General features: G+C 57.7%; 2 protein-coding genes. Both read left to right on the top strand.

What is annotated here, in order from left to right:
- On the top strand, positions 1-578 hold a 578-nt coding region (locus RDU83_13745), incomplete at its 5' end, for a hypothetical protein (GenBank protein MDQ7842064.1).
- A gap of 561 nt (positions 579-1,139) precedes the next feature.
- Positions 1,140-7,553: glucoamylase family protein (locus tag RDU83_13740; GenBank protein MDQ7842063.1), on the top strand; the 6,414-nt coding region annotated here is incomplete at its 3' end.

Genomic DNA, 7,553 nt, shown 5'->3' with positions numbered 1-7,553 from the left:
AGGCGATTAAGATTATCCAGGACAATGGTATTGCCTTTCACCCCTCCATTATTTTGGGATTTGATACGGATACGAAAGCCATTTTTGATGATACCCTGGAGTTTTTGGCGAGGAATAAACTTCCCACGATGGCCTTACATGTTTTGACGCCCTATCCCGGAACACGAATATACCAGCGTTTCAAAGATCAGGGTCGAATCATATCCCACGATTGGAGCCATTACGACCACCATACCGTCGTATTTCAACCCAAGAACATGACTCCTCAGGAGCTTGCCGAGGGACACCATTATGTCCAAAGTGAGTTTTGTTCTTTCTCTTCGATCCTTCGACATATTCCATTTCTTTTAAGAGTTTCTCCTATCAACCTCAGGCGGAGCCTGCTCTTCCTGTTACTTAATGTTACTGGTAAAAGCGTTGCGAAATGCATCGACACTTCCCTTGATTGGGCTGATAACAACGAAAAGTGGGATTCCCAGAACATTTGGGCCGATGATAAAGTCTTAAAAGGGAGCACCGTCTTCTCTTCAGATCAAGCCCATCTCCCGTTTCAGTCTTTAAAAGATGGTAGCCCGTGAATGGGGTTTGCCCTTGGCATTTGACAAATTAATTATTCATTCAGCCTAACTCACTGGAGTTGGCCAGCGACGCCACAAGACGATATACGGGTGGCGCCTGTGTCCCAGATTCCTACCCAGTGAAATCCGTTGCGATGCATAGGAACTTAGCAGGATGCTGAAAAGGTCGTTTTTCTCAGGCTGCTCAAAAATGCCCAGATGCAAGTTGAGCTTTGCGAAATCCCGCTTGCGGGGGCGCCTCCTTCGACAAGCTCAGGACAAACTCACCTGAGGAATGAGGCGTACTTGGATGTACGCCGCAATGACGAAGGATAAGGGCAACGCCGCAGATGGGCGTTTTTCAGCAGCCTGATAGGAACTTAGACCCAGGGGTGATACAAGGAAGAAAATATGGAAGCAGGCACCCTCATAGGCTACTTCGCAGAACGGGATGAAGCTCGTAGAGATCTACGGGAGCTGCAGAGAAGGGGCTTCCGCCGCGCCGCATGGGTGCACAAGACCGCGGACGGAGATGTACACATACGGGACCCCTTCCTTTGGCGCCGTGCTCTCGGGGCGACCTTGACTGCCATTGTTTTCGGGGGCCTCGCCGGCGTTGCATCCCTGGTCCTCCACTGGCCGGCGCCGATTCTGAGCGGAAGCCTCTCTACCCTGGTTTCGATCTTTGCGGGTGGATTTATCGGAACCATCTTCGGTGGGGTGTGGATACGACGATCGAAGTACGGTGTCGAACGAAGGCTGCTTGAGGATCACGCACGTTGGTTGGTGTCCGGGGAGACTGTCCTGATCCTCCAGGCGCCGATTGAAACACTGCGGTTCCCAGTGGCGGTACTTCGAGAAAGCGGCGACATTCCGCCCGCAGTCTTCGTCCTGCATCCGAAGCGCGAGAGTCCGATTGGAGATGTGCGAAGCCCTGGGGCGCCGCTCTCTCCGGCGCAGATCCAGGAGCATGCCCAGCGCCTGGCCATGGACCACAAAGTGGACCCAAGGCCGCGGCGGATCGCTGAGCTGCTGAGGCGGGTCGAAAACGCCCATCAATGGATCCATCAGGTATGCCTGGATCTCTCCGAAGCGAGCCGACTGGAACAGGGTGCGCCTCCGACCGCCGAGTGGATCCTCGACAATGAGCATGTCATCGAGAGCAACGCCCGCGACGTTCAGCTCAACCTTCCTCGGCGTTTTTACCAGGAGCTGCCGACACTCGCCAACGAGTCCTACCGGGGTCTGCCGCGCATCTACGGTCTGGCGAAGGAACTCGTCTCCTATACACAGTTGCGCCTAGACCGGGAGAACATCCATGCATTTATTGAGGCCTATCAATCCGTGCACACGCTGACGATTGGCGAACTCTGGGCTGTCCCCCAGATGCTGCGCATCGCGTTGATTGAGAGCATCCATGATCTTGCCGCCAGCGCTCTGACCGAGCTACGGGAAGGTGAGATCGCCGACTTCTGGGCGAACAGGCTCATTACGGCCAACCGGCGAGATCCCAAACAGCTCTTCTCTATCCTGGCAGAACTTGCTGCAACCCAACCCGGCCCGAGCCCCTATTTCGCTGCTCAACTGGTCGATCATCTCTACGACGAAGACGCCGCGTTAGCGCCGGTCCAGAGCTGGCTGGAGCGCATCTACCGTAAGCCCCTGAGCGAGCTCAACCTGCGTGAGCAAAACCGCCAGACGAAGGATCAGATATCGATCGGGAATGCGTTTACCAGTTTGCGACAGCTCGCCCTGTTGGATTGGAGACGAATCTTCGAGCAGCTCAGCCGCGTGGAGCGGTTGCTTCGGCTGGATCCATCCGGGGTCTATCCCAAGATGGATTTCGACACGCGCGATCGGTATCGCCGTGGGATTGAAGATCTCGCGCGTCGGTCCGGTCAGGCGGAAGACCAGGTCGCACGACACGCCATCGAGCTATCTATGCAAGCCGCACGTGAAGCGACGGAAGATGACCGGCGGATCCACGTCGGGACCTATCTGATGGGTGAAGGAAGGCGCGAACTTGCGCGACTCATACTCTGCCATGAGGCGCCACGTTTCCGCGTCCTTCAGTGGGTATACCGCCATCATTCTGCAGCGTACTTTCTTGGGCTCAGCTTCTTCTCCGCTGTATTCATCTCCCTGATCGTCCTGCTTGGTCTGCACGGACAGACGCCCGGGGTCCGGCTTACGATCGCCCTCCTTTTGCTGATCCCCGTCAGCCAACTCGCGCTCGAGGTTTTGAATTACCTCGTCATGCGGCTCCTTCCACCCCGAACCCTTCCAAAGATGGATTTTGAGGTTTCGGGCATTCCTGACGCATTTCGAACGTTAGTCGTTGTGCCCGGTTTTCTAGGGAACACGGAGACAATCCGGGCAGAAGTGGAGAAGTTAGAAATCCGGTACCTGGCCAACAAAGAAAGCAATCTGCTCTTCAGTCTCTTCACGGACTACACCGATTCGGATCAGGCGCATCGTGAGGACGATGAAAGACTGCTCCAGACTATGACCGGGAGCCTCCAAGCTCTGAACCATCGGTATGGCGGTCAGCGTTTCTTCCTTTTCCATCGGAACCGCACCTGGAGTGAATCCGAGCAGAAATTCATCGGTTGGGAACGCAAACGCGGGAAGATAGAAGAACTCAATCGTCTGATCGATGGAACGCGACCTGAAGATGCCGATCGTTTGGTATATTTCGGCGACCCGGATCATCTGTCCAATGTGAGGTTCGTCATCACGTTAGACAGCGACACACAACTGCCTCTTGGCACTGCCCGCAGGATGATCGAGACCCTGGCACACCCTCTCAACCGGCCGCGCTTCAATGCCGCAGGCAGGATCCTGGCCGGCTCTTACACCATCATCCAGCCGCGCGTGAGCCCAACGCTTCCGAGCACGAGCGCCTCGCCTTTCAGCCGACTCTTCGCTGACGCGGTCGGAATTGACCCATACACCAAGGCCGTTTCCGATGTCAATCAGGATCTGGCCGGTGAAGGCTCCTACCATGGCAAGGGTATCTATGATGTGCGCGCCTTCAGTCGAGTGCTGTCTGGGAGGTTTCCTGAAGAGTGGTTGCTGAGCCATGACTTGATTGAAGGCGCTCACGTCCGAGTGGGCCTGGCCAGTGATATTGAGCTCTATGATGAGTTCCCGCAGGGTTACCTGACCTACACCCGCCGGCAACATCGTTGGATTCGTGGTGATTGGCAAATCGCGGATTGGATTTTGCCGCGGGTTCCCGAGCCTGGAGGACGGCGAGTGCCAAACCCGATCTCCTGGTTCGACCGTTGGAAGATTTTCGACAACTTGCGCCGGAGCCTGATACCCACGACCAGCCTGGGCTTGCTCATAGCCTCCTGGCTGACTTCTCCTCAGATCGGGTGGATCTCTACGCTTGTGGTCGCCATGCAGTTGCTTTTCCACCCTTTCGCGCAGCCCTTCACCATGGCGACCACCCGCCAGGGGCTGAAGAGCTTCTCCTTCTCGAAGGTGGCGCACGACCTGCTGCGGACGGTTGCCGATGCGGCGCTGCTTGTGCACCAGGCCGGGCTGGCTCTGGATGCCATTGTGCGGGTCTGGTATCGCCGCCTCATCTCTCGCCGTGGGTTGCTCGAGTGGACTTCGGCCCAGGTGACCCATCAGAGTGGACCGCGTCGCCAGACATTGTTTGTAGCCTCTTTGGGCCTGGCGAGCCTGTTCAGTGGGATCGTAGGTTGGGCAGTGCAGCACTGGATGCCATCGAGTCTTGCGATAGCCAGTCCCTGGCTCGTCTTGTGGTTCCTATCCCCTCTGATCGGCGGGCTCTTGAACCTTCGACCGCAGGCGAAGCAAAAGCAACTCCTGCTGCCTGAAAAGGATCTGCAGTTCCTGAGAAAGGTTGCACGACGAACCTGGCGCTATTTCTCGGACTTTGTCAGCGATGATACGTCTTGGCTTCCACCCGACAACTACCAGGTCTCCCCTCAGAACCAACTGGCGATGCGTACCAGTCCAACCAACATCGGTCTCTGGATGCTCAGCGCACTATCCGCACATGATTTCGGGTATATGACTGCGGATCAGGTCGTCGAAAAGCTGACCCATACCATGGAGACGATCGGCAAACTGGACCGCTATGAGGGCCATCTGCTGAATTGGTACGATGTTCAAACCCTGACCCCTCTCGAACCTCGCTACGTGTCCGCCGTAGACAGCGGAAACCTGCTGGGTGCCCTATGGTCATTGGAGCATGGACTGGACAAGCTGATTCAGAAACCCGTCCTGGATGGGAAAGCCTTTGAAGGCCTGCGGGATACCGGGGAAATCCTGAAACAGGTCGTCGAACAGGAATCCATTTCGGGTCTGGATGGACACACCCTCGGCCTACTGATGCGCGCGTGGGAAGCCCCGCCGGCTCGTATTGCCGACGCGCTTCGCCTGCTGCGGCGGGTGGAGGGTAGCGTAAGGGCTCTCGCCGATCAGGTGCGTGAGTCCGCCGACGTTGAAACGGAAGCGGCTTATTGGGCCAGGCAGATGGAGGGGCAGGTATCGGCCTGGCTAAAGGTCACGGATCGCTATCTCACCTGGATCGAAATCCTCGATGAAAAAACGGAAGAGGAGGTCGCCCACCTGGGTCCGGAGGCCCTGCTCGCCATCCGCCAGGATCTGTATCACGCGCCTTCGCTTCTCGATCTGGCCCACGGGCGCATCGGCTGTATTCCGATCCTCCAATCGATCCGTGAAGAGGCGCCCTCAGCCGCAGGCCCCCTCGTCGAATGGCTTGACCGTCTTATGGAGGCCTTCTCCAAGTCGCGATGGCTGGCCGGTGAAATCCTGGGTTTGGGCGAGCGGCTCATCCGCGACGGACGCGAGTTATCCGAATCGATCAATATGCGCTTCTTGTATGACCCCGAACGACGGTTGTTCTCAGTCGGCTACAACGTGTCCGAAGGCCGCCTGGATAGCTCCTACTACGATCTTTTGGCGAGTGAGGCGCGGCTTGGGAGTTTCATCGCCATCGCCCGGGGCGATGTCCCGGTTGAGCATTGGTTCTCCATGAGTCGACCCTACGGTGCAATCGGTCGGCGCCGAGTCCTGCTCAGCTGGACCGGGACCATGTTCGAATATCTGATGCCGCTGATTTTCCAACGCTCCCAGGAGAACTCGCTCCTGGATAAAGCGGCGAGGGAAGCGGTGGCGATCCACATTGCCTACGGCCGCCAGCGCCGTGTGCCGTGGGGGATCTCGGAGTCCGCCTTTGGAGATCTGGACTTCAACAAGACCTATCAATATAAGGCATTTGGCGTACCGGAGCTCGGATTGAAGCGCGGCCTGGAGGAAAAAGTCGTCGTCTCACCCTATGCCAGCCTTCTGGCGCTGAACCTTGCGCCGAGAGAGACCGTGCAGAATCTGAAACGACTGGCCGGTCTGGGGCTACTGAACGATTACGGCTATTACGAAGCGATGGACTTCAGCCGTCAGCCGAGTCGTGAGGGCGAGCGTGGGATGATCGTTCAAGCCTACCTGGCGCATCATCAAGGCATGGGTTTCCTGTCGCTGACCAACTTCCTTCATGGCAATCCTATCCAGCGCCATTTTCATGCCGACGCACGCGTGCGTGCCGTTGAACCCTTGCTCCATGAACGCGTCCCGATCCTGTCTCCGCTGCACCACATCTCCACGCGAGAGAGAATGTCTTTGGCGGAGAGCATCGGCGAAGTCGCACCATCGGTGAGCAAATTCGATACCCCTCATACGAGCACGCCCAAAACCCAACTGCTTTGCAATGGTCGCTATGGCCTGATGATCACGAACGCAGGCGGGGGATACAGTCGGTGGGGCAACTTTGAGATCACACGCTGGAGGGCGGATCGGACTCAAGATCCGTGGGGGACCTTCTGCTACATCCATGAGGCCGACCCGGATCGAGTGTGGTCCAACACGTATCACCCGGTCGGTGGGAAGGTTGAGGCGTACTCCGCCAACTTCGCGCTCGACCGTGCCGTGTTCCGGCGCGCCGATAACGGCATTCAAACCGAAACGGAGGTCGTCGTCTCGCCGGAAGATGACGTTGAGATTCGGCGGGTCACCCTGATCAATCGGTCCCTTCGCACCCGCCGTTTCAATCTCACGAGCTACGTTGAACTCTCGCTGGCGCCGCACAACGCAGACCGGCAGCATCCGGCCTTCAACAAGCTGTTCATCCAAACCGAAGCGGTGCCTAAACATCAAGCGCTCCTCGCGTGCCGCCGATCTCGCGCGGAAGACGACCCACCCATTTATGTTGCGCACCGCCTGACGCTTGAACACGCCGAGGACGAAGGTTTGCAGTTCGAGACCGACCGGCGCCGATTCATCGGCCGAGGGCGGACGCTCGCGAATCCGATGGGGGTCCTCCAGAAGCTTGGCAACAGCCAGGGTTTCGTCCTGGACCCTATCCTCAGCCTGCGCCAGAGCCTGACTCTTGGTCCAGGCCAGCGTGTCCAGGTTTCCTTGGTTCTCGCCGCCGGCGAAACACGCCAGCAGGTCTTGAGGCTGATGGGTAAGTACAGCGATCCCCATGCAATCGATCGGGCGATGGATTTCGCCTCGGCTTCTGCCCAGCTTGAGCTGCGATTGCTTCGCATCCAGCCCGACGAAGCTCGCCGCTTCCAGCAGATAGCCAGCCACCTGCTGTTTCCCAACCTGCTCTTACGCCCTCCCACCGAACGCATCGAAGAGAACCGCAAGGGCCAAGCCGGCTTATGGCCCTATGGAATCTCGGGCGACTTGCCGATTGCCCTGATCACCATTGGCGAAACACGGGATATCAGCCTGGTCCGTCAGATGCTCCAGGCGCATACCTACTGGCGGATGCACGGATTGACGGCAGACCTGGTGATCCTCAACGAGGAGGCAGGCGGCTATGAGCAGCCGTTGCGTGAACGACTCGATGGCCTGATCCAGGCGCATTCGACGTATACGGGGAAGGATCAGCCCGGTGGGATTTTCTTGCGCAGCGCGGATCAAATCCCGAAG

The organism is bacterium, assembly GCA_031082185.1.
Classification (GTDB): domain Bacteria; phylum Sysuimicrobiota; class Sysuimicrobiia; order Sysuimicrobiales; family Humicultoraceae; genus VGFA01.
Note: the sequence above shows the minus strand (reverse complement) of the source record. Positions and strands in the feature narration are given on the sequence as shown.